Annotated in this window: 18 protein-coding genes; 13 read left to right on the top strand and 5 right to left on the bottom strand. The window is 37.7% G+C overall.

What is annotated here, in order from left to right; genetic code table 11:
• The first annotated feature begins 4 nt into the window (after nucleotides 1-4).
• Together F938_RS03960 and F938_RS03955 are read left to right on the top strand one after the other, a co-directional pair.
• Nucleotides 5-844 (top strand): peptidoglycan DD-metalloendopeptidase family protein, encoded by an 840-nt coding sequence (locus tag F938_RS03960; RefSeq protein ID WP_005029585.1) that lies wholly within the window; start codon nucleotides 5-7, stop codon nucleotides 842-844.
• Between the two features lie 94 nt (nucleotides 845-938).
• Complete coding sequence (locus F938_RS03955) at nucleotides 939-1871, top strand: LysR family transcriptional regulator (RefSeq protein ID WP_004831219.1); 933 nt, start codon at nucleotides 939-941, stop codon at nucleotides 1869-1871.
• Nucleotides 1872-1991: 120 nt separating this feature from the next.
• Here the strand turns inward: F938_RS03955 and F938_RS03950 are convergent, their stop codons facing one another.
• A complete protein-coding gene (locus F938_RS03950) occupies nucleotides 1992-3203 on the bottom strand; it encodes an aspartate aminotransferase family protein (protein WP_005029582.1) in 1212 nt (403 codons plus the stop codon).
• Nucleotides 3204-3365: 162 nt separating this feature from the next.
• Between F938_RS03950 and grxD the strand changes: the two genes are divergently transcribed.
• A complete protein-coding gene (gene grxD / locus F938_RS03945) occupies nucleotides 3366-3710 on the top strand; it encodes a Grx4 family monothiol glutaredoxin (RefSeq protein ID WP_004831217.1) in 345 nt (114 codons plus the stop codon).
• A 110-nt stretch (nucleotides 3711-3820) separates the two neighbouring features.
• Here the strand turns inward: grxD and F938_RS03940 are convergent, their stop codons facing one another.
• Nucleotides 3821-6445 carry a Lon protease family protein gene (locus F938_RS03940; protein ID WP_005029579.1) on the bottom strand — a complete coding sequence of 875 codons (2625 nt, stop codon included), beginning with the start codon at nucleotides 6443-6445 and terminating at the stop codon, nucleotides 3821-3823.
• Between the two features lie 181 nt (nucleotides 6446-6626).
• Between F938_RS03940 and F938_RS03935 the strand changes: the two genes are divergently transcribed.
• The 4 genes from F938_RS03935 (at nucleotide 6627) to rpmE (ending at nucleotide 11126) form a co-directional block, all read left to right on the top strand.
• On the top strand, nucleotides 6627-8813 hold the full coding sequence (locus F938_RS03935) for an AmpG family muropeptide MFS transporter (protein WP_005029577.1): 2187 nt from the start codon (nucleotides 6627-6629) through the stop codon (nucleotides 8811-8813).
• A gap of 311 nt (nucleotides 8814-9124) precedes the next feature.
• A complete protein-coding gene (gene gloA, locus F938_RS03930; RefSeq protein WP_004831214.1) occupies nucleotides 9125-9526 on the top strand; it encodes a lactoylglutathione lyase in 402 nt (133 codons plus the stop codon).
• A gap of 164 nt (nucleotides 9527-9690) precedes the next feature.
• Nucleotides 9691-10671 (top strand): bile acid:sodium symporter family protein, encoded by a 981-nt coding sequence (locus tag F938_RS03925; protein ID WP_005029575.1) that lies wholly within the window; start codon nucleotides 9691-9693, stop codon nucleotides 10669-10671.
• Between the two features lie 230 nt (nucleotides 10672-10901).
• Nucleotides 10902-11126, top strand: coding sequence for a 50S ribosomal protein L31 (gene rpmE, locus F938_RS03920; protein WP_004831212.1), 225 nt, complete (start codon nucleotides 10902-10904; stop codon nucleotides 11124-11126).
• Nucleotides 11127-11244: 118 nt separating this feature from the next.
• Here the strand turns inward: rpmE and F938_RS03915 are convergent, their stop codons facing one another.
• Genes F938_RS03915 through epmB form a run of 3 tightly spaced genes read right to left on the bottom strand, consistent with a single transcriptional unit; the run spans nucleotide 11245 to nucleotide 16249 of the window.
• On the bottom strand, nucleotides 11245-13482 hold the full coding sequence (locus F938_RS03915) for an EAL domain-containing protein (protein ID WP_005029572.1): 2238 nt from the start codon (nucleotides 13480-13482) through the stop codon (nucleotides 11245-11247).
• Nucleotides 13464-15218 carry a hypothetical protein gene (locus tag F938_RS03910; RefSeq protein WP_005029569.1) on the bottom strand — a complete coding sequence of 585 codons (1755 nt, stop codon included), beginning with the start codon at nucleotides 15216-15218 and terminating at the stop codon, nucleotides 13464-13466. Before F938_RS03910 ends, F938_RS03915 begins: the two co-directional genes overlap by 19 nt.
• A 14-nt stretch (nucleotides 15219-15232) precedes the next feature.
• Complete coding sequence (gene epmB, locus F938_RS03905; protein WP_004831208.1) at nucleotides 15233-16249, bottom strand: EF-P beta-lysylation protein EpmB; 1017 nt, start codon at nucleotides 16247-16249, stop codon at nucleotides 15233-15235.
• 404 nt (nucleotides 16250-16653) lie between these two features.
• Here epmB and efp point away from each other — a divergent pair, with 404 nt between their 5' ends.
• The 6 genes from efp to F938_RS03875 all read left to right on the top strand — a co-directional run bounded on the left by efp (nucleotide 16654) and on the right by F938_RS03875 (nucleotide 23806).
• Nucleotides 16654-17223, top strand: a complete 570-nt coding sequence (gene efp, locus F938_RS03900; RefSeq protein ID WP_004831207.1) for an elongation factor P — start codon at nucleotides 16654-16656, stop codon at nucleotides 17221-17223.
• 373 nt (nucleotides 17224-17596) lie between these two features.
• Nucleotides 17597-19699 (top strand): carbon starvation CstA family protein, encoded by a 2103-nt coding sequence (locus F938_RS03895; RefSeq protein WP_005029566.1) that lies wholly within the window; start codon nucleotides 17597-17599, stop codon nucleotides 19697-19699.
• A gap of 25 nt (nucleotides 19700-19724) precedes the next feature.
• Entirely contained in the window at nucleotides 19725-20027 is a 303-nt protein-coding gene (locus tag F938_RS03890) for a YbdD/YjiX family protein (RefSeq protein ID WP_005029565.1), read from the top strand.
• A 689-nt stretch (nucleotides 20028-20716) separates the two neighbouring features.
• The gene (locus F938_RS03885) at nucleotides 20717-21760 is read left to right on the top strand and encodes a 2-dehydropantoate 2-reductase (protein ID WP_005029563.1); all 1044 of its coding nucleotides are present in this window, start codon (nucleotides 20717-20719) and stop codon (nucleotides 21758-21760) included.
• Nucleotides 21761-21924: 164 nt separating this feature from the next.
• Nucleotides 21925-22884: an AAA family ATPase gene (locus F938_RS03880; protein WP_005029561.1), complete on the top strand. Its 960-nt coding sequence runs from the start codon at nucleotides 21925-21927 to the stop codon at nucleotides 22882-22884.
• A 13-nt stretch (nucleotides 22885-22897) separates the two neighbouring features.
• On the top strand, nucleotides 22898-23806 hold the full coding sequence (locus F938_RS03875) for a DUF58 domain-containing protein (protein WP_005029560.1): 909 nt from the start codon (nucleotides 22898-22900) through the stop codon (nucleotides 23804-23806).

Raw genomic sequence — 23806 nt, 5'->3', positions numbered from 1 at the left:
ATCAATGCTTTTGGCTCGATCAAAGCTTTATATTCAAATGCCTAAGCGATGGGTAAAAATCATTTTATCCTCAGTTGCCATTACTTCTACAATACTTGTTACTGGTTGTGCATCGAAGCCACAGATTAATAATCCAACACGTTACGCAGTTGCACCAGAGTATTATACTGTACGTTCGGGTGATACGCTTAGCGGCATCGCTATGCGTTACGGTTTGAGTTATTTAAGTGTGGCTGAAATGAATGATATTGCTGCGCCATATCGAATTTATGTTGGACAGTCATTGCGTTTGAAAAAGGGTGGGGCGAATGCTAACCGTTCAACAACCAAAGCTTTGACAAACAATGAACCACAAATTCAGCGCCAAACCATTAAGTTACCGACGCAGCAAACGACAACATCACCGTCTGTAACAACAAAAGTACCGTCTGTCACAACAGTGCCAGCTCAAACAACAACGACAGTACAATCTACTGGTTTAAGATGGGTTAAACCGTCTACAGGACCTGTGATCGCAAGTTATAATCTTGCGAATAATATTAAGGGATTGCGTTTTGGTGGAAATCAAGGCGATCCTATCTTTGCTGCAGCAGATGGACAGGTGGTTTATGCTGCAGATGGATTGAAAGAATATGGTAACCTTGTCTTGGTGAAACATATTGATGGTTACATTACTGCATATGCACATAATAGTAAAATGTTGGTAAAAAGTGGTCAAAATGTGACCGCTGGACAGAAAATTGCAGAGATGGGATCTTCTGGTGCGACAAGCACAATGCTGGAATTCCAAGTGCGTTTGGACGGAAAACCTATCAATCCTGCAAATATTTTACCAATAAATTAAATATTTTAATGCAAAATGTAATTTTCTTCGTATAATACAATGAGTTGCTTTAAATAAAAAATGTGAAGCAGCTCATAATTTCAGAGGGAAATTTATGTTAGATCAACTTCGAGCAATGGGTGTCTTTGCTTGCGTTGTTGAAAAAAGCTCTTTTAGTGGTGCCGCGCGTGATCTTGGCATTACAACTAGTGCGGTTAGTCAGCAAATTAGATCTTTAGAACAAGAGATGGAAGTTACACTTCTACATCGTTCTACACGAAAGCTGAGTCTAACTGAAGCTGGTCAAGCTTTTTTCCACAGCTGTCAAGAAATGCTCGCTGCGGCTGAGCGTGGAAAAATCCGTATTAATGAGTTGCGAGACGATTTAGTCGGTGATTTACGCATAGCGACCACCCCGGAAATAGGTGCTACACATGTTGTGCCTGCATTATCACATTGGATGTCTGCGCATCGTGGTTTGATGGTTCATTTTGAAGCGGATAACCAATATATCGATTTAATCGAGGAACGCATAGATATTGCAATTCGTATGTCTTCTAAAATGGAAGATGCGAATAATTTAAGTTGTACGCCACTTGCGAGAGTAGATCAAATCTTAGTCGCATCGCCAAGCTACTTAAATCAGACTGTGCCCATTTCACGACCTGAAGATTTACAGAATCATGATTTGATTCCTGTGAATATTATGAAAAATTATCAACATTTTTCATTTCAGCATAGTGCAACAGGTGAAGTTGTAAATTTAGAAATGAAGCATCGTCTTCAAACAAATAACGTATTTGTTGCAAAATCATTGTGCCAACACGGACATGGGATTGCACGTATTCTTTATTTAGATGTACAAAAAGAATTGATGAACGGTACTTTGGTTGAAGTGCTTCCTGAATGGAAACTACCAACTTTCACGCTAAGTGCAGTTACTTTAAAGCGTGAACAGCAACCGATGAAAATTCACCGCTGTTTGGATGCTTTAAAACAATATTTTAGCCAGTTACCTGGTGGCAGAATTTTCCAAGAAGCTTCTTAAAAGCCCAAGTTCTAATAAGTTTGAATAAAAAAGCCGCTTTAAAGCGGCTTTTCTATATTTGAAATTTGGATTTAAGGAGATCATAAACTTAATCTCCTTAAATGATATTTAAAACCAGTATTATCCAAGAAATTTCTGAATTGCAGGAACTAAGCGTTGTAGGAGATCATCAGCTTGTTGGCGATTCATATTTAATGCAGGTAATAGGCGAACAACATTGCCAGAAGTCACATTGATAATTAAATGATGTTCATCACGGGCAATATTCACCAATTCACCACAGTCTTTTGGAAGTTCAATCCCAATCATCATACCGAAACCACGGACAATCACATTTTGTGCTGCAAGCTGAATGCGGAACTGATCAACCAAATAAGTACCAATTTCATTCACATTGGACATGATATTTTCTTTTTGGATTAAATCAATCACGGTATACACAATACGTGAACCTAAATGTGTACCGCTATAAGTCGAACCATGATTTCCAGCAGTCAAAACACCAACACCACGACCCTGAGTCATTACTGCACCAATCGGGAAACCATTGCCTAGACCTTTTGCCGTAGTTAAAACATCAGGAACAATATTGGTGTGTTGATAAGCAAAATATTGACCAGTACGACCATTACCAGTCTGCACTTCATCTAACATCATTAACCAATTGTGTTGGTTGCAAATAGCACGAATATCTTCAAGATAACTAAAGCCTTGAGGGGCAGTATTTACACCACCTTCGCCTTGAATCGGTTCAACCAGAATTGCCACAATATCAGGATGATTAATTGCTGCTTCTTCAATCGCTTCTACATCTCCAAAAGGTACACGAATGAAACCATCAACCAAAGGTGCAAAACCTTCTTGTACTTTCTTATTGCCTGTGGCAGAGAGTGTGGCAAGTGTACGACCATGAAATGAATGATCTGCTACAACAATTTTAGGATTGGCGATGCCTTGTAAGTGACCAAATTTGCGCGCAATTTTAATTGCACCTTCATTGGATTCAGCACCACTATTTGAGAAAAAGATTTCTTCCATACCTGAAACTTCAGCCAGCTTTTGTGCAGCTGCTGTTTGCCAAGGGACTTCATAAATATTACTGGTATGGATAAGTGTTGCAGCTTGTTCAGCGATTACCTCAGCCAATACAGGATGTGCATGACCAAGACCACAGACAGCGATACCTGTTAATGCATCAAGATATTCAGTTCCATCCTCAGTATAAAGATAAGAACCTCGCCCTCGAACAAAGCTGATCGGTTGACGGCTGAATACAGGCATCAAATGTGAAGGTTGATCAGTTTGTACCGGAGCAAGGGTAATGTTGTTCATGACTAACTCTTATCTGTTAGGAGGGAAAAGAAAGGATTATCTAACCAAAATATGCGGAAGATTTAAAGCCTAAATGTAAATAAAATTGGAAATAATCGTCTAGACATACTCTTTATTGTGGATTTAGGTATAATGCAGGCAGATGAGTTGAGGATTTAATCAATGACTGAACAAGCGCGTGATACAGAAGCGTTAATTCGCGATCAAATTGCTAAACATGCTGTACTTCTTTATATGAAAGGTACACCACAATTCCCACAATGTGGTTTCTCTGCTCGTGCAGTAGAGGCACTTAGCCAAATTGGTCGTCCATTTGCTTATGTAAATATCTTGGAAAATCCAGATATTCGTGCAACTTTGCCACAAATTGCAAATTGGCCTACATTCCCACAATTGTGGATCAATGGTGAGTTGATTGGCGGTAGCGATATCATGCTAGAAATGTTCCAAAATGGTGAATTAAAACCATTGATTGAACAATATAGCCCAGCACCAGAAGCAAAATAAGCCACTGATGCAAAGAAAGCACCGTAAGGTGCTTTTTTATTGCCTAATGTTGCAAGATAATAGATGAAGCCCCAATTTAGGGGCTTCATCAAGCTTAGCTTGTATAGGTTTTACTTGCGTTTATTTTGCTGAGTTACAAGATCTGCGGCATCATCAGTTAATAATGCAGGATCAATCTCAACTTTCTTAGCTTTTTTATCCTTCTTTTTTTTCTTTTTCTTTGGTTTTTCTTCGATTTCAACACCATCCTCAAGTGCTTGCCAATATTCAAGTTGAGCCATCACAGCAGCATAGATAGAACCTTTGGTATAACGTCCCTTTTTATCCAAACTGCCGACTGGACGAGCCATTAAAATTTCCAAAGCCTGATCAATCGTGTCTATGGCATGAATATGGAATTGATTTTGATTTACTGCATCTATAACGTCTTGACGTAGCATTAAATGTTGCATATTTTGACGTGGAATAATGACGCCTTGCTTTCCAGTCAAACCTTGCAGTTTACATGCATCAAAGAAACCTTCGATTTTTGCGTTAACCCCACCGATAGGTTGTACTTGACCCAATTGGTTCATTGAACCTGTAATTGCCCAAGACTGATCAATTGGCAATTGGCAAATTGCAGAGATTAAAGCTGACAACTCAGCAACCGTAGCGCTATCACCATCGACTTGTCCATAACTTTGCTCAAAGGCAAGTGCCGCAGAGAAGTGAAGGATTTGTTCACGTCCAAAGTGCGCTTTAAGGAAGCTGGACATGAGCAAAACGCCTTTTGCATGTAAAGAGCCGCCTAACTCAACACTACGCTCAATATCAAGAATATCACCACCACCTTGGTATACTGAAGCAGTTAAACGTGATGGTAAGCCAAATTCAACATCCGCATATTGGATCACAGATAAGGCATTGATTTGACCTAAACGATGCCCACGCGTTTCAATCAGCTGTGTGCCACGGGAAAGGTCTTGCCAATATAGTTCTCTTAAATAACCTAAGCGATACTGACGATGTTTGAGCGCAGTGTTGATGTGATGTGAGGTTACGAGCTTTTCATCCGATTGTGCAGCATGATGGTGTGACTCACGGATCAAATCTCCTAAAGTCAATGCATGTAATGACAGAGAACTTTGGTCTTCTGCTTGACGGCTAGAGTCTGTAAGTAAAGCAGCCAAAGCTGAGCGATCAAAAGGTAATAACTTGTCTTGCTGAACATAGTCTGCAATCAACTGCATGTAGGCTTGTTCATTGTCATCATTTCGTTGCAAGGTATCAGTAAAATCTGCACGAATCTTAAAGACACTGCCTAACTCAGGTTCTACTTCTAAAATTTCATAATATATTTCTGGTTCAGCGAGTAAAACCACTTTAAGGTTGAGTGGAATTGAAGCAGGTTCTATAGAAATACTTCCTGTCAAAGTCAGCATATGTTCTAAAGATGACAGTTTGAGCTGACCTGATTTTAAAGCACGTTTTAATCCTTGCCATGCATATGGCTGTTCTAAGAGTTGTTCAGCTTCCAAGATTAAGAAACCATCATTGGCTTGGTGCAATGAACCTGGACGAATCAGCGTGAAATCTGTGGTAATGGTTCCGTTTTGTGTGAGTTGCTCCACATGCCCAAGTAAATTGTAATGGGTAGGGAAGTCTTCAAAAATTACAGGTGCACCAGAGTTTGGTTTGTTGCTCACCACAACATTGGCTTGGTATCTGGAAGGTACCCGATTAAAGAGCGATGGAGAAAATTCTTCGCCTTCTTGATCTAAAATTGTTTCAACATTGTCAATAATATCAGCCGCAAAAAGCTTTAAATATTGCTCTAATCCATGCACTGTTTTGAATTTATTGAGAATCTGTTCGATACGAGGAAGCACCACTTGCTTGGCAATATCACGATTGAGTTCAGAAACTTGATCACGTGCGTCATCTTCAAGATCACCTAATTGCAGACCGAGGCGTTCCAGCTTTTTATCCATATAACGCATATTGGAGTTAATTTCTGCACGTTGTTTGCTATCAAGTGCATTAATGTCTTCTTGTGACATTTCCAATACTTTGTCATCTTTGACATGGATGGGTACAAAAATATGTTCGTCGTTTCGATTGATTAGCTTTAAGTCGAGATCTTCACCTTCTTTGGTTAGTTCAACTAATGCAAGCTGTTGCTCATTGCCTGTAATCTGGCGAATGCGTTCGATACGGTTATGATAAGTTTCTGCACTAAAACGACGTTCAAGCTGCTTAAGGATGGTTTGCCAAGTTTGATGTAACAGTGTTTGGAATTTGTTGGCTTGCCCAGCTTGGAAACGTAATGCAATAGGCTGGCGTGCGTTTTTAAAATTATAGACATATACCCAATCATCTGGCGTTTGCATCGCTTTAGCATGTTGCTGAAGCAAACGTTTAATCATGGTACGTTTGCCTAGCCCTGCTGTACCTACAGCAAAAATATTATAGCCAGAATAAGGTAGGGCAATACCTGCCTCAACAGAGGCTTTAGCACGATCTTGACCCAAAAAATTGTTTAAGGGTTTGATTCTTCTGGTTGAAGAAGGAATCTTGGAGAGATCTGGAATATGCGTCAGTTGTTCAGGTTTTAGGGCTGTGAGTGTCAAGGTATTTTGAATTTCCGTTTGATCAAAAGCAGATGGAAAATGGGTTTCAGTTTTTTGTATTAGGCTTGCAGTGTGAGTATTTGAAACAGCGGTAGAGCTTAATTGATCGTGTCTTTGGGTCACAGGTGAAATCCAAAACTTATATGGGTTGAAAGCTTTAAGGTATACAGGATTGGGGGTAAAGATCAAGCATCTATAGCGGAAATATCTGTAAAAGGCGACCTTAGTTGCATAAAAGTGATTGAAACTCTAAGCATTAAAAGGTTGAATAGCATTATTTCATTTTTCAGAAAATAACAACGCAATGACAACGCAACTATCTCAGCAATCGTCTGAGCAGAATTCAACCGCGAAAAATGGATGGAAATCTGCTTTTGCTGCATTTTTAGACCGCCGCGCTGCAATCATGCTATTTCTTGGTTTTTCAGCAGGTATTCCGATTTTATTGATTTTTTCGAGTTTATCTCTATGGCTGGGAGAGGCTGGAATTGAAAAAAGTGCTGTTACTTTTTTTAGTTGGGCGGCTTTGGGCTATTCTTTTAAATTCGTTTGGGCGCCATTGATTGATGAACTGCCAGTACCTGTTTTAACTAAAAAATTGGGTCGCCGACGAGCTTGGCTGTTGATCGCACAATTACTGATTATTTGTGCAATTTGTATTATGGCATTTTCAGATCCAGCATTGGGTCAAAGTTATATTTACCAAATGGCTGTGGGTGCTGTATTGCTAGGGTTCTCCGCTGCAACCCAAGATATTGTTATCGATGCCTATCGAATCGAGTTAGCTGAAACTGAAATGCAAACTGTACTGGCATCCACCTATAATGCGGGTTACCGTTTGGGGATGATTGTTGCAGGTGCTGGTGCACTATTTTTAGCTGCATCATTAGGAACAGCAAAAGGCAATTATATTTATGAGGCATGGAAATACACATATTTAACGATGGCTGTTGTCATGGTTGTGGGGTTAATTACCACACTTTTGATCCGTGAACCACAGGTTGACCGTGTTGATAAGCACTATAAGAATATTGATTATTATCGTCTGGTTCTCGTATTTGTTTTAGCGGTTGCAAGCTTTGTATGTTTTTATATTTATTCAGATGACCTTATTCAATACCTGCAATCAATTTGGAAAATTGAAGATAGTTTTCTTAAATTTTTAATGGAAGCTGTACGGTTTTTGGGATCAGGTGCTGGTGCTGTATTTGTTGCATCTGTGTTGATTCGATTAGGGGTTGTCAATCAACAGATGGCTTATGAAACATGGGTGAATCCGATCGCAGACTTTTTTAAACGTTATGGTTTAAAGTTGGCATTGGTTTTATTGTTGCTCATTGGTTTTTATCGAATTTCAGACATTATTGCAGGCGTTATTTCAAACGTTTTTTATCAAGATCTCAACTTTACCAAAGAACAAATTGCTGAAGCTGTTAAAATATATGGTGTAATTTTTAGCTTACTGGGTGGTTTTCTTGGTGGATTACTTGCACAACGTATGAACATTATGAAATTAATGTTTGTTGGAGCTGTTCTGGCAAGTTCAACTAACTTGATTTTTATTGGTTTGGTGAAGTCTGGCGCGCCGATGCAAGCGGTTCAAATCCATGTTGCTGATAAAACTTTTCAAGCAACGCCTGATGAGGTGGGGTACTGGAAAGTCAAAATACCAAGCCAAGATTTGGTTCAAACTAAAACATTACGTATCGATGCCGCCCTAGCAGATCAAACAGTAGCTCAGCAATATACAGTGCCTTATTTAATTGACAATGGTACTGCCCAAATCAAATTATTTCCGGTCACTAGCGATAATAGCTTAACTGCTGCCGAGTCCAAGCAAAGTATTGTGATTAAAGGTCAAACAGTTGGGTTGAAACTTACTGATCTCCAAGAAGATAAACCGATTACTTTAAAACTGGATGCTAAAACTTATCCTGCTAAACTGGACAAAGATGGTTTGTTTAGTGGGACGATCGATGGAAAAGATTTACAAGCATCAGCATCTAAAACGATCATTGCAGTCGTCAATTATAAAAATCCAAAAACATCGCTTTACACTGATCAGCGCTATCAATTGACTGAGAAAAAAGCAGATATTGACGTTGATATTCAGCCTGTTCCTGTGGTTAAAGCAGATACCAATGCATCTGTTGAAATTAAAGGTAAGGTGATTGAGCAATATAGCTCAGGATGGTTGTATTTTGCGATTGTGGTGGATAATTTAGCTTCAGGGTTGGCAGGTGCTGCCTTTATTGCATTCTTGTCTAGTTTAACGAGTGTGTCATTCACTGCTGTTCAATATGCAATTTTTAGTTCGTTAATGACCTTAACGCCTAAAATATTGGGTGGATATTCTGGAACCATTGTGACCAATATCGGCTATCCAAAATTTTTCTTAATGACCACCTTAATTGGTATCCCAATTTTATTGTTGGTATTGTGGGTGGCAAAGTTATTAAGAGAACATCAATTAAGAGAGACGCAAGATTAAAACGATTTATTTTCATTGCTCAATTTGATGGAATGTTTTGGAAAATGACCTATTTTATCGTGAAGATAAAATAGGTTTTTTTATCGAGATTGACAAATCGAAAGTGAAAGGCAATTTATACCGTATGGAAGTTAGAATAAAGGGTCAAAGCAAAACTTCATTTGAGGCTGGACTCCGTAAAAAAGTCAGTTTGTGGTCAAACTTCATTCATCTGATATGTGCTTTAATCTTGCCAAATAGGTAAAAATTGAAATATCGAACAGTATTGCCTATATTGACAGGCAATATCTGATTTAACAGGACAATCAATCATGCGCATGCTACATACCATGTTACGCGTAGGCAATTTAGAACAGTCTTTGGCGTTCTACACTGAAGTTCTCGGTATGACATTACTTCGTAAACGTGACTATGAAGAAGGGCGTTTTACCCTTGCTTTTGTCGGTTATGGTGATGAAGAGCATAATACTGTATTGGAACTCACCCATAACTGGGACACTGCAAGCTATGAGTTAGGCAATGCTTATGGACATATTGCGATTGGTGTTGAAGATGCATATAAAGCATGTGAAGAGATTAAAGCACGTGGTGGAAATGTCGTGCGTGAGGCTGGACCAATGAAAGGAGGAGTAACTGTAATAGCCTTTGTTGAAGATCCAGATGGCTATAAAATTGAATTAATCCAACAAGATCAAAATGCAAGAAACAATTAATCACCTAACAGTGTGTTAAATTAAGTTGATATGTGTCGTAAATAAATAGTGAACATTTAGCCAAATTAGTAGCTTTATTTTTGGAGCTCAGTAAGATTGAATTTTACCTCAAAGTAAAATTAAACTACTGAGCTTTTTCATATTTTAAATACAGGAAGTTGCTTATGAAAATGTTGAAACTATTGGCATTAGATCGCTTTACGATACTGTTGGTAGCAATGGTGCTTTTAGCTTCATTTTTACCCATTTCAGGTCAAGCAGCCGCTATTTTTGGTAAAGTTACCACCATCGCAATTGCAGTTTTGTTTTTTTTACATGGGGCAAAGCTATCTCGTGAAGCTGTGGTTGAAGGTATTCTGCACTGGAAATTACATGCTTTGGTCTTTGCGATCACATTTATTGTATTTCCTGTATTGGGATTGATAGCTAAACCCGTACTTGAACCTTTATTGGGTCAACAATTGTATTGGGGCTTTCTGTTCATGTGCTTTTTACCATCCACGGTGCAATCATCCATTGCATTTACTTCGGTGGCAAAAGGTAATGTGGCGGCAGCAGTATGTAGTGCATCATTTTCAAATTTAATCGGGATGTTTATTACTCCAATTTTAGTCAGCTTGTTTATATTTGGACAATCGAAGCACAATTACGATCCAACTTCATCGATCATTGAAATTACCTTATTGCTGTTGGTGCCTTTTATTCTTGGACAGGTTTTGCGTCCTTATGTATTTCCTTTAATGCAAAAAATGCCAAAAATTGTCAAAGTTTTTGACCAAGGTTCTATTTTAATGGTGGTGTACGGCGCATTCAGTGGGGCAGTTGTTGCGGGGCTATGGCATCAAGTCAGCTTAACGACATTAATCTATTTGGTATTGGCTTGCTCTGTTTTATTGACTGCAATTATGCTATTAGCCTTATACATTCCAAAGTGGTTGGGCTTTAGTCAGGCAGATCAAATCTCTATTTTCTTCTGTGGTTCGAAGAAAACTCTCGCCAGTGGTGTACCGATGGCACAAATTTTATTTATTGGTCAACCCTTAGGTATGATCGTATTGCCAATCATGATTTTTCATCAGATTCAGTTAATGGTCTGTGGAGTCATTGCAAACTATTGGTCTAAACAGCAACATTCAGGCGAGTAAATTTAATCAAATTGTTAAAAATAGATCGCAATCGAAATATTTATCACGTATAATGTTGCCCACTTGTTGTGCTTAGCTCTGACACTTATAGTCTCGGTGGGCCAAAAGAAATGGTCTGTTGTGGTGTTAACCTGCTGAAGATGTTCAGCCTTCCTCAAAGCTTTTTTAGATGTTTGAGAGTGGTTAATTGCGATGACAGCTAAACCTTTCTTAACTTAGGAGAATCGACCATGCGTGCCGATATTCACCCAAAATACGAAAAATTAGTTGCTACTTGTTCATGTGGTAACGTTATCGAAACTCGTTCTGCTTTAGGTAAAGAAACGATTTACCTAGACGTATGTTCAGCTTGCCATCCATTCTATACTGGTAAACAGAAGAATGTTGATACTGGCGGTCGTATCGATAAGTTCAAACAACGTTTTGCTGGTATGTCACGCTCTGTTAAGCGTTAATACGACAAAACATAAAAAACGGGCTTTTGCCCGTTTTTTTGTGTCTATGATCAATGAAAGATTGATGTATAAAAGATTGAGTATTGAACCCCTATACTCAATCTTAAATAAGCATTATTTATTGATCTTGAACATCGGTTAGATGATCGAGTTTTTTCTGGAAATATTCACCTTGTAAGAATCGAACATCAACATTCCAAGCATTTGCGAATAAACTCATATCATTTAGGTTTTTAAGCAGCATTTCCACAGGTTTAATGGTTTGATACTTTTCAAGTGTCTGCTGAAATTGAGCCATGGTCGTATCACTATTTAGCTTCTGTGTGAATTTCTCATCGAGCGTTAATAGACTGACATCTAACTGTTTTAATATCGTTTCGCTGGAAATGCTTGAGCCAAAGCGACGGATTGAAATCTCAGCACCGTGGTCGCGTAGAATTGCAAATTGCTTTTGTGTCTCGAGAATACTTTTTGCAATATCTTCTTCGTCAAACTGTAGAATCAATGGATGTGATTGACGGCTGCCAACAATGGTCAGGAGTTTAGAAATAAGCTCTGGAAATTGCTTATCGTGGAATAATACATGCCGATTCAAATTAACAATTAATTTTGCTTGTGGATATTGAGTAATAAAGTTATGAAGTTGCTTGCAGGCTTCAACTAAAATCCAGCGATCAAGTTTAATAGATAGTTCAATATCGTCATCGAGTTCAATTAAATTGCTGACTTTTTTCCATTGATTTTCAAAAATAAAACCACTGGTGACTTCATAAGTATTAAGACTACTATCATGTTTATCATAAAGCTGTTGATATTTAAGCTGAATTTCACCTTTATCGAGAGATTGCATGATCTGTTCTAAGATCGGTGCATTTTTGAAAATTGGTTTGGCTTGTATATCTTGGGCAGCAGTATCTTGATGTGTTAGTGCAGGATCTGGCTGCGGCTTTGGCTCTAATTGAAGTGAGTTGCGTTCAAATTGAAGTGGTTCTACAGGAGTTGAAGCAGGTTCAACTAAAGACAATTCAATTTTAGTATCTTGTAATGTTGCTGTTAATTGTTGTTCAGAAACAGAGCCTTTTTTGCTTAGGCGATGATCATAGGCTTGTTCTAAAACATCACTAAAGTTACTTTCATTAAAGCTATTTTGTTGAATGTTGGTATAACCAATTTTGATGCTTAATGGATAAGTCGTTCCATTAATTTCAAGTAATTGAGGTTTTTCTAAAGCTTGTAGACCATGAATACGTGACTCTAAAATGGCATCTGATTCTGCTTGTAAAATCACCGCATATAGCAACATGTCAATTTGATAGACTGTTGTATTGGTCTGTTCTTTAATAAAACTTTTAAAGCCATCTAAATACTGAATCGCAGTTTTCCAATTGGATAACAAAATATGATCAGGACAAGCTGCAAAACTAAATAATACCAGCGCATTGGCATTGGCGGGTTGATTAATCAGCGCATATTGGATTTGTTGCAAACTGTTGACGACAGGGCTAATCGCTTTTTTACTCGATTCGCTGGATTGAGTAGATGTTTTTTGAGAGACAGAATGCGTTTCAATGGTAATTTGAATACAATCTTCTTCATTGGAAGGAAGAAATTCAATTTTCAAGGGATTTTCAGATTTGGCATTTTTATTGAGTGTATCGATTTCAAAACGGGCTAAATCAAATTGTCCTTGGGAAATCTTTTTAAAACGTTGTTTGAAATCGTTGATATTTTGAGGTTGTAAAATATCCAATAAAGGTAAGCCAATGATTTCATTCTCATCTTTTAGACCGAATAATTTTAGATATTCATCATTGGCTTGAGTGTGAATACCTTCTTGAATCAGTGCGACAGCTTTATGTTGTTCTTCAACCAAAGCTTGTGCCTGATTTTTTGCACTTTCAAGATCTGTCAATAAATGTTGCTTGCTTTGTAGTGTGCGGCTATAGGAGAGTGCTCTAATTAAACTGATGTAAAAACGTTCAGTATATTCTAGGTTTACAACATCATAGATACCTTTTTGTATATATGATTGATATTGGCTATGTTGATAATCTTCAGGTTTTAGCAATAAAACAGGGATATCAATTTCCGCAGAAGCCTGAATAAGGGTGACCGCTTGCTCAATCTTAATATCGTAAGCGCGACCAAAAATAATTAAATCCCACGATGTATTAAGTTGTTTTTCAAAGCTTTTTAACTCATCAAGTAAAATCGCCTGTACTTGATGATTTTTGCTTTGAAATAAACTGATAATTTCATTATAGCGAATTTGATTGTCATCAATAATAAGTAATCTAGTTTCCGAGAGTTTTAATTTTTTCGATAATAATAAATTTCTCACTTTAAAGCTTCCCATACATCTTGATTATTCAAATTGGTTGATTGGAGTTGAATGAATTGTTCAATACGATGATTTTCTTCATCATTGATCAACTCAAATTCAAACTGAACAAAACTTTGAGTAATTAACAACGTTTTCGTTAAATACACCTTAATTTCATCAGTATCTAAACGCAGATAAATTGCTTGCTGTTCTTTAAAAAAAGGTAAGTTTGGCAAAATAATTGAAGTATTTGATTCATTTAGATTTGGTACCTGTACCATGAGACAAGGATGATAATTAATCGTTGAGCGATCAGCAGGAACCTTTACTGCACAAGGGTAGATGTCCTGTGCTAAAACCTCTAAACCGACTTCATAGGTTTTCTGGATTGATTGTTTAATCCAGCGGATGATTGCACCTTTCCATTTATTGTTCAGGCTTTCATTGATCAAGATAAATTCCCCCGTTCTTAGATTTCGAGGGGCTTCATTTGACCAGCGAATACGATAACCGTTGACACTAATATCGAGTACTTGTGCTTGATAAATTTGTTTGGCTTCTCGGTCCAAACTTTTAATTTGACTTAAATTAGTTCCTGTACTTGAACCTGTCGAAATAGAGGAATGAATATTTGATTCCGACTGAAAAGCATAATTGTTATTGAGGTTGAGGGTTTCATAGAAATTTTTAGCTTTAGATAGATAAAAATGTGCTGTTTGTAAACTAAAGCAGATTTGCAGTTGAGCTGAGTATTCATAACGTTCATGGCGACGCTCAATGGTTGTTCCTAATACATTTTGTACATGAAACTTTAAGGCTGCTGATAAATAAATCTGCTCATTCTTCGATAAATATTCAGTTTCTTTATGAATGGTTAAATTAATATGTTCAAGTAAATTTTGCGTGGAAATATATAAGGATGTATGAAAGTTTGCATGTTGTTTGCGGTTATAGATCGGTGGTATATCTTTAGAACCATCAACAATATAACGAGAAAGACTGGTTTCTCTTGGTAAGATTTGGACCAATTTTACCCAGTCAAATGTACATTGATATAATGCCTGAGTTTCAGATGGGCGAATTTGATGCGTATTGAAAATATCCAACAGTAAAACTTGTGCGTAGGCTTGTTGGATATTATGAATAGTAAAATGTGTACCTTGTAGCTGATTGATATTTATACTGAATTCTTGGTTTTTAACAGCGAGCTCATATAAATGGTGTGTAGTAAGCCATTGATGGGTTAAAGGACCGCTATAAATCATTTGTTGCTGAACAAGCAACAAACCCAATTGTTCTAATGCATAAAATGTTGCCAAAGTCCGAGCAGTTTGCAAATTTCTCTTTTGTTTAAAATTAAAAAATGAGAATTTACTCGATGTTAATGTTTGATGGCTTCTTTGCACGATGTTGATGTAAACATTGGCAAAATAGGTACGAATTCTGGAAGATAAATCAATGATATGCTCAATTCGATCTGTTTGAGAAAGCCCTTGATTCAGAATACTTTTTTCTAAACTGGATAGAATGCTTTCTGTAATCGGGTGCAACACCTGAATAAGGTCAAAACGGAGCATTTCACTACAGTTTAGCTCTGCAATTTCACAAATCGCATTTAAAACAGACTCAGAAGTGTCGCCCAATTGCATGATTGAGAGCGTAGCCACCCATGCGCTCACAGAATCTACAGAGGGATTTGCAAAACTTAAATTTTCTCGTTGTAGAACCGTGATATTTTGAAAAATTTCAGAAATTTCTTTATTTATCATGAGCGTTTCAACTCTTAAAAGGTTGTGACTCCAAACAGCGGTGTTTTATTATTTTCTCCCGCAACTTCTCGAACCAGTTTTGGGACTAGATATCCAGGTAAGCTGGCTAATACATCCTTGTAGATCTGATCAATTTTTTCTGCCCCCAAATCAAAATGATATGCACCTTTGACCTTATCTAAAACGTGTAAATAGTAAGGTAAAACTTGTGCTTCAAAAAGTCGCTGACTTAAATCAACGAGTGTTTGTGCAGAATCATTCACACCTTTAAGTAAAACGGCTTGATTCAACACAAGAATATTTTGTTTTGCCAAGTGAGCAAGTTTTGAACAGGTCAAATTATCGAGTTCAGCTGGATGATTTGAGTGTACCACTAGAATCACACGTAGCCTACTGTTTTTCAATAAAGAAACCAGCTCTTCATCGATTCTTTCAGGAATAACAATAGGAACTCGTGAATGAATTCTCAGGATTTTAATTTGACTGAGAGATGCTAGACGTTCTAACCAGAGTGCCAGTTTGCGATTTGATAAGGTCAGGGGATCCCCCCCACTTAAAATCACTTCATTAATTTCTGGATGCTGCTCTAAATAGTTTTTAATATTCGCCCAATCATCGTTTTTAGGTAGATTTTCTTGATATGGAAAATGTCTACGGAAGCAATAACGGCAGTGAACCGCACAAGCACCTGTTAAGGTCAATAAAAAACGTGATCTATATTTATGTAAAACACCTGGAATTTGATTTGCCTGTTCCTCACCCAATGGATCCGTTACAAAACCTTCATGTTCTTCAAGTTCAAGATGATGGGGGAGTACCTGTAAAAGTAGGGGGTCTAACGGATTGCCTTTTTCCATTTTCGCAACAAACGCTCGAGGTACACGTAATTTAAATTGAGCAGTCGCAAGAATTGCACCAGACAATAATTGTTCTTTCGACAATGTGAGAAGTTCAAGTAATTCGAGTGGATCAGTCACTAAATCACTGAGTTGAGATTGCCAATTTTGCTCTTGATATAAATAATTTAACATGCCACGTGCGATAAATAGTCAATGGAGGAGAGAAGGGGTCAAATGTCTATTCAGATTAAATCTGTCAGATTGGACATAATAACATTGTGAGCTGTATCTAAACCTATACAGCTGATTCATTACATCGGACCGAAAGGAGAGTCAATCAGTACAAAAAAACAATGAATCGGAGATTTTACCCTCAATCTGACAGAACATGGGTAATTTTTCATTGCTTCACGACGTATTGCTCATTTAGAATACGAAAAATGTATAATACATTCTTTATTGTTGAGAGTGATCATTCTGGGTGTGTTGGCAATTCAGCGATTTTGAAGTGTTAAATAGACCCGATTACAAATCAGATGATTTGTTGATCGCATGACATTAGAGATTTAAATTAGTAAGTTTGGAGTGTGCCTTTCATGGCCTATTATTCTACAAATGATTTCAAAGCTGGCCTAAAGGTTATGCTTGATGGTAACCCATGTTCAATCATGGAAAACGAATATGTAAAACCAGGTAAAGGTCAAGCGTTCAACCGTGTAAAATTACGTAACCTTAAATCTGGTAAAGTATTAGAAAAAACTTTCAAATCAGGTGATTCATTAGAAGCTGCTGACATCGTTGAAGTTGAAATGGATTACCTTTACAACGATGGTGAAATGTGGAACTTCATGGATCCTGTATCTTTCGAGCAAATTGCTGCTGATAAAGTTGCGATGGGTGATGCTGCGAAATGGTTAAAAGATGATTCAAATGAAAAATGTACGATTATGCTGTTTAATGGTGTGCCATTAACAGTAAGCCCGCCTAACTTTGTGGTGTTGAAAATCGTTGAAACTGATCCAGGTGTACGTGGTGATACTTCTGGTGGTGGCGGTAAACCAGCGAAGCTTGAAACAGGTGCTGTAGTACGTGTTCCATTATTCGTACAGCAAGAAGAAAGCGTTCGTGTAGATACCCGTACAGGTGACTACTTAGAGCGTGCTTAATCATTTTTCAATGATGATGCGAGGGATGATGAAAATCATCCCTTTTTTTGTTTTTAATTTGTGTTGAACTAGGGACGTTAACAGTAGCGAGTTATGGATAAATTTCCGACTAAAGTCGTAGATCGACTGAGAATAATTAATAGTAGAGTCGAATAGTCGGAATATGACAAGAATGATAAAAATAACATTGTAATAGTTTAAGTCATTGTGATGTCATGCTAATAGTACATATTCAAACCAGTTTTACATCCAAAGTCTTAGATGAAAACAAAAAAATGAGGAGTAGAGTCACCAGGGAAAGAGTCACACGGAAATGCATTACGCTTTATAAAAACAATGGAACTGCTTTTTGTAATCAAGATGTGAGGTTTTAATGGAAAATATTCAGACAAAGTCATCGCCCTTATCAAAGTTGGTCTGGGTGATTGTCGCCATAATTGGTGCAGTATCTTTTGGAATACTCGCAGTCAGTAAAGGTGAGCATGTCAATGCTGTTTGGTTGGTGCTTGCTGCAGTGTGTGTATATAGCATTGCATATCGTTTTTATAGTTTATTTATCGCCAATAAAGTTTTTGAGCTCAATCCGAGACGGTTAACCCCTGCACATCGTTTAGCTGATGGTCTGGATTATGTGCCAACCAATAAGTATGTGCTTTTTGGTCACCATTTTGCAGCAATCGCAGGCGCAGGTCCATTAGTTGGACCTATTCTTGCTGCTCAAATGGGCTACCTACCAGGAACAATTTGGCTTTTAGTCGGAGTGGTCTTGGCGGGTGCTGTTCAGGATTTCTTGGTGCTATTTATCTCAACACGTCGCGATGGACGTTCATTGGGGGAGATGGCAAAGCAAGAACTTGGCTCATTTGCTGGTGTTGTAGTGATGCTGGGTGCATTGGGGGTGATGATCATTATCCTTGCTGTACTGGCATTGGTTGTGGTTAAAGCGCTTGCACACAGTCCGTGGGGCGTATTCAGTATTGCAGCAACCATACCGATCGCCTTGTTCATGGGGGTATATATGCGTTATATCCGCCCTGGACGAATTGCAGAAGTGTCGATTATTGGCTTTGTTTTGATGATGGCTGCAATTGTGTATGGTGGTAATGTTGCTGCTGACCCATATTGGGGACCATTCTTTACTTTAACTGGGACTCAACTGACTTGGGCACTGATCATTTACGGATTTGTAGCTTCAGTATTACCTGTTTGGTTACTATTGGCGCCACGTGATTACTTATCAACTTTCTTAAAAATTGGTGTAATTGCAGGTTTGGCAGTGGGTATCATTGTTGCCATGCCGATGTTAAAAATGCCTTCTGTAACGCATTTTGTTGATGGTACTGGTCCTGTTTTTGCTGGATCAATGTTCCCATTCTTATTTATTACCATCGCTTGTGGTGCGATTTCAGGCTTCCATGCCTTAGTTTCTTCAGGGACTACACCTAAACTGGTTGATAACGAAGTCAATATTCGTGTCATTGGTTATGGCGGCATGCTCATGGAATCATTTGTCGCGATTATGGCAATGATTTGTGCAACTGTACTTGAGCCTGGTGTTTACTTTGCGATTAATGCGCCTGCAGCAGTATTGGGTACAACTGTAGAAAGTGCAGCAGAAGCGGTACGTAATCTCGGTTTCGTAGTGACGCCTGAAACATTAAGTCTACTGGCTAAAGAAGTTGGCGAAAGTACCATTCTTTCTCGTACTGGTGGTGCACCAACATTTGCAATTGGTATGGCACATATCATCACGGATATTTTTAATAATCGTTCGATGATGGCGTTCTGGTATCATTTTGCGATTTTATTTGAAGCTTTGTTCATTTTGACTGCGGTTGATGCGGGTACACGTGCTTGTCGTTTTATGGTTCAGGATACCGTGGGTATAGTTGTTCCTGCACTTAAAAATTCACATAACTTCTTTGGAAATATGATTGGTACAGCGGTGGCGGTTGCTGGCTGGGGCTTCTTTGTGTATCAGGGTGTTGTTGATCCGCTGGGTGGTATCAATAGCTTGTGGCCTTTATTTGGTATTGGTAACCAAATGCTCGCTGCTATGGCGCTTATTCTTGGTACGGTCATTCTATTTAAAATGAAAAAAGAAAAGTATGTGTGGGTCACGATTGTACCTACAGTTTTCTTATTCATTACTTGTATGACAGCGGGTTGGCAAAAAATCTTTCATTCAAATCCAAAGATTGGTTTCTTGGCACAAGCAGATAAATTCTCAGCTGCAATTGCTCAGGGTGAAATTTTAAAACCTGCAAAAACACTTGAAGAGATGCAAACGATTGTTTTATCGAATCAGATCAATGCAGCATTGTGTGCATTCTTTATGATTGTTGCGGTCGTAATGTTGGTTGCCGCTGTTGGGGTAATTCGCCGTGCATTGGCAAGCCCAACACCAACAGTTAATGAAGCGCCTGCAGTATATGCTGACCCTGAAGAAACTGTTGTCACGTCTGCAAAGCATTAATTGACTTATAAGTGAGGTGAGTAAGATGAATCTTAAATTCGCCAAAGGTGGTAAGATGGTAATTTATAAAATCATCAAAATGACCATCATGTCGCAAAAGGATCTAATTTTTAATCCTAAGAATTGGTCAAGAATTGCAACATTATGGACACGCTTACAGCAGAGTTTTCGTTTGATGGTTGGTGTACCAGATTATCAAAACTATTTGGAACATATGAAAAAGCATCATCCTGATATGGATGCAATGGATGAGAAAACTTTTCATCGTTACTGTGTAGATGCTCGTTATCCGAGTGCTGGTGGTACGATGAAAAAGTGTCCATGCTGAGATGAGTGTCTAATCATATGGAACAGTACTTTGATGCTGTTTTGAATGGTAGTTAAAACGGTACTTCGGTGCCGTTTTTCATTGGGCAGTGATTTAGGTAAGGTATAGTCAATCTGATGAAAAATTCATACAGTAAAATATCATTTCTCTTAATTATTAAAATTAAAGCGGTCAATAAATTGTTTGATGAGACAAAGCTTGCACTGCCACGCTTTACTTCTAAAGTTTAAATTGTTTTGCGTAGGCGATACTTTACTTTTCAGAGATGAAAAGTAACAAAAATCATTCGTTTAACAGGGTCTTGCGCTGCAAGCAAAGCAGTGCTTTGTTTTTGCTCACATACCCCCGCTCAACATGGCGACATCCATGTCGACTAACGATAGCAAGTCCATCTATGATTCAAAAGGACGAAGTAAATGAATGATCAAAATCTTCTAGTGGGTGTAAATGTTATTAAATATTAATTATTTACATTGGCATATTTGTATGAATTATTAGACGGTTTAACTATATTCGCTATCATTTTTATTCCGTGGACTTAGGTAAATTGTGATTGCAAAGCGTTATTGCAAATTGCCATGAAATAAACATTATAAATTGTCGGATAGTGGACAGTTCATTTCAATTATCTCAGATAAAATGTTGAAACAGAAAAATGACAGAAATATATTGGTTAAAGGGATGTTGAGATGAAGATTTGTATTTATGGCGCGGGAAGTATTGGGTGTTATATTGGTGGTCGATTGGCTGCATCTGGTGTAGACGTAACATTTATGACCCGTCCACGCATGTATGATGAATTATCCAAATCAGGTTTGAAACTTACGGATTATTTAGGGAATAACTTATCTATACCTGCAAATGAACTAAAATTATCACAAGATCCGAGTATTGCTTTGGATGCTGATATTATTTTTGTCTGTGTTAAATCAGCGGCAACTGAACAAGTCGCCAAAGCGCTTCAGAAAATATTCGTTCAAAGTAATGCTGGTCTTAAGCACAGACCTTATATCCTGAGTTTTCAAAATGGATTAAGTAATGTTGCTGTACTTAAACAGTTTTTACCAGATATGACAATCTTAGCGGGGATGGTTCCTTTTAATGTGGCTGCCTTGGGATCTGGACATTTTCATCAAGGTACATCAGGGGCAATTCATGTCAAAAACTTTTCCAAACAACAAGATTTAGCCCAACTTTTTCAGAAATCGCAATTAGATATTGTATTTGATCAGGACATGCTTGCTGTGCAATGGGCAAAAGTTTTACTTAACTTAAATAATTCTATTAATGCCTTATCAAAATTACCTTTAAAAGCACAATTATCGAATTTGCAATATCGTCAATGTCTCGCAATGGCGCAACAAGAAGCACTTGATTTACTGGATTTGGCACAGATCAAACCTGCAAAGTTGACTGCAATTTCTGCACATTTGCTTCCTAAAATCATGAGTCTGCCGAATATTTTATTTAAAATATTAAGTCGTAAAATGCTGAAAATTGATCCGTTGGCACGTTCGTCGATGCAAGATGATTTGATTGCAGGGCGAAGCACTGAAGTTGATTGGATTAACGGTGAGGTGGTGAAGTTAGCACATCGACTCAACACTCAAGCACCCATCAATCAGTTGCTTATTGAATTGATTAAGCAAGCTGAGGTTTCAGATATTGAATTTTCAATAAGTGCAGATGATTTAAAATCAAGATTAAACCATGCTCGAAATAGATGTGTATGAACACATGATTTAGACCCTAAATTGATCTTTAAAGAATGATAAGAATCGTTTTTTAGTCAAAATGAACCAAGTGGCGAAATTCATGAATTGTTGCACTTTGAGTATCCCTTAAAAACGTGTATGTTAATCAAATTACTTAAAAAATTACGATTGGGGAAAATAAGGTGATTTGGGGAACAACACGAGGAAATACACTGCAACAGAATTCCGAATTGAGTGATTTAGACTTATCACGTTATTATCCGAAGGTTGATGAGTTCTTAGTGCAAATTAACCAAATCATTTTAGATAAACAGCAACAAACAAAACTTGCCTTGTGTAGTTTATTGGCTGGAGGGCATTTACTCTTTGAAGATTTGCCAGGCTTAGGTAAAACGACTTTAGCCAGCAGTTTGTCTCGTTTAGCAGGGCTTGATTTTCAACGAATTCAATTTACCAATGATATGCTGGCCAGTGATGTGATTGGGATTAATATGTTTAATCAAAAAGAACATCAATTTGAATTTAAGTATGGACCTATTTTCACTCAAATATTACTTGCGGATGAAATCAATCGTTGTAGTCCAAAAACCCAAAGTGCATTGTTGGAAGCAATGGAAGAGGGTAATGTCACAGTGGATGGTGTCCGTTATACACTGCCACAGCCATTTTGGGTGATTGCAACACAAAACCCACTTTTTCAAAGTGGTACATATAGCCTACCTGAATCTCAGTTAGACCGCTTTCTAATGCGGTTATCCCTGGGTTATCCATCACGTTCAGCAGAAAAATTACTTTTACAACAACATTCTCGTCATGACTTAATTGAAAATTTACAATCCATTTTTAAACAAGAAGAGATTCTGCAATTACAATGTATGGTTAATAACATTGCAATTAATGATTTGGTTTTTGATTATATACTTGATTTAGCTGAAGAAACCAGAAAAGGACGTCATGGGTTGTCTACGCGTGGTGTATTGGCATTGAAAAAGGCTGCTCAAGCGCATGCATTTATTGAAAAAAGATCATTTGTAATTGCAGATGATGTACAAGCCGTATTTGTTGCAGTTACTTCGCATCGTATAGGATTAGGCGAGTCTGAAACTTTAGCTTTGATGCAAAAAGTTCCTGTTCAAGGTTAATTGGGATTTGACCATGTTTGCTAAAAGATTCGTGCAATGGTTGCATCAAAGATTTCGTTATACAGGTATACGCACACTCAAACAAAATGAAGTTTTAGTATTCATATATCAACAAGGCTTCCTCTATCTTGTGCTTATTTTGATCACATTTATTGCGGGAATTAACTATGCAAATAACTTAATTTTAGGTTTTTGCTTTTTAATAAGTGCCATCTTGTGTATTAGTTTTTATTTGAGTTTTAAACAATTGCATGGTGTGACAATAGAAGTCATTGTTGATGAAGTTGGTAAGGTTAATGAAGCTTTTAAAGTCACCGTGATTTTGCAACAACATCGCGCAAGCCCGAAGTTTTTAAATTTTAAATTCGATGATCAATTACTACCTTTTTTATTTCAGGATAAACAACAGCGTGTTGAATTAAATTTTATCCCGCAAAAGCGTGGCAAATTTTCAATTCCTCCAATTCAGATTTATTCAACTTATCCACTAGGCTTAGTCCGAGCATGGACATACATTTATCTGACCCATGATTATTGGATAGCCCCTGAAGCAAAGTCTGGTGTGCAATATTCACATATTCAGGCGAATACGGGTCAACCTGATTTGGACGAGTTTAAAGAGTTAAGAAATTTTAAAATTGGTGATTCATTACAAAGTATTTCATGGAAGCAGGCTGCTCGAGGACAAGGACTTTTTGTGAAGCAGTTTGAGGATTTACTCGATACCCACGCCATGCAAATTGAATATGCAAAAATGCCCAGTGCAGAACATGAAGAAAAACTCAGTTTAATGATGGAATTGGTTGATCGTTGTGAACAAGTACAATCACCTTATTGTATTATTTTACCGCATGCTCAGACTGAAAATGGTGTAGGGGAGCAGCATTATATTCATATCAAAACTTTGTTGGCACAAGCTTGA

It is taken from the genome of Acinetobacter bereziniae LMG 1003 = CIP 70.12, assembly GCF_000368925.1.
Lineage (GTDB): Bacteria > Pseudomonadota > Gammaproteobacteria > Pseudomonadales > Moraxellaceae > Acinetobacter > Acinetobacter bereziniae.
This window is presented reverse-complemented; position numbering and strand designations above follow the sequence as displayed.